Raw genomic sequence first — 1442 nt, 5'->3', positions numbered from 1 at the left:
GAGGCAGCGATCAGGGAAAGAGTGCGTTTCATGTTTACCTTGCGTTGTGAATGGGGAAAGAATGCGATCAGTGGCCGCTGTGCGAAGACGGCTTTTTGACCTTGACGACAGTGTCCGAACTGGACTTCTCTTTGCGGGGCATGGATTGGCCGCCCTCGGCCTTGAAGCGGGCAGGCTCCGCCATCGGGCCGGTGTACTCGTACGCCACCGTGCCCTCTGGGTTCTTGTACCAACCCGGATTTTTGTAGTCGCCCGGTTTCTGGTCGCGGCGTACTTTGACGACGCTGAACATCCCGCCCATTTCGACCGACCCGAACGGGCCTTCCCCGGTCATCATGGGAATGGTGTTGTCCGGGATGGGCATCTCCATCTCGGTCATGTCCGCCATGCCCCGTTCGCCCATGACCATGTAGTCGGGGATCAGGTTGTTGATCTTCTTGGCCACGCCCCGGTGGTCTACGCCAATCATGGTGGGAATGTCGTGACCCATTGCATTCATGGTGTGGTGGCTCTTGTGGCAGTGGAATGCCCAGTCACCTTCTTCGTCCGCGAGGAACTCGATCTGGCGCATCTGGCCCACGGCCACGTCGGTGGTCACTTCATAGAGACGGGTGCTCTTGGGTGTAGGACCACCATCCGTGCCCGTCACCAAAAACTCGTGACCGTGCAAGTGCATGGGGTGGTTGGTCATGGTGAGATTGCCGATGCGAATACGCACCTTGTCATTGAGCCGGACGTTCAAGGAGTCGATGCCAGGAAAGATGCGGCTGTTCCAAGTCCATAAATTGAAATTCAGCATTTCCGCGACCTTCGGCGTAGCGGCCCCGGGCTCAATGTCGTAGGCACTGAGCAGGAAGCAAAAGTCTCGATTCACTTCATCAATCAGCGGATGCTTGGTCTTTGGATGCGTGATCCAAAAGCCCATCATGCCCATGGCCATCTGGGTCATCTCATCGGCGTGCGGGTGGTACATGAAGGTACCTGGACGGCGCGCCACGAATTCGTAGACGAAGGTCTTGCCCGACTGGATTGCGGGCTGGTTCAATCCCGCCACACCGTCCATGCCATTGGGCAAACGCTGTCCATGCCAGTGGATGCTGGTGTGCTCGGGCAGCTTGTTGGTCACAAAAATGCGAACGCGGTCGCCTTCCACCACTTCAATGGTGGGACCAGGACTCTGGCCGTTGTATCCCCACAGGTGGGCCTTGAAGCCAGGGGCCATTTCGCGCACAACGGGTTCTGCCACCAGGTGGAACTCCTTGACCCCCTGGTTCATGCGCCAGGGCAGCGTCCAGCCGTTGAGCGTGACCACCGGGTTGTAGGGGCGCCCGGAGTTGGGCACCAGCGGCGCCATGGTGTCTGCGCTTGTCTGGTACACGGGTTCTGGCAGTGCGGCCATTGCCACGCGGCTCACACTCGCTGCGGCCACGGCCCCTCCGGCA

At 59.5% G+C, this 1442-nt stretch carries 1 protein-coding gene; it reads right to left on the bottom strand.

Going from position 1 to position 1442, the window contains the following annotated elements; all coding sequences use genetic code 11:
* Positions 1-67: 67 nt before the first annotated feature.
* The coding region (locus tag DBR23_RS11770) for a multicopper oxidase family protein (protein ID WP_108498363.1) at positions 68-1442 on the bottom strand (1375 nt) is incomplete at its 5' end.

This window comes from Acidovorax sp. HMWF018 (assembly GCF_003061035.1).
Lineage (GTDB): Bacteria > Pseudomonadota > Gammaproteobacteria > Burkholderiales > Burkholderiaceae_C > Acidovorax > Acidovorax delafieldii.
This window is presented reverse-complemented; position numbering and strand designations above follow the sequence as displayed.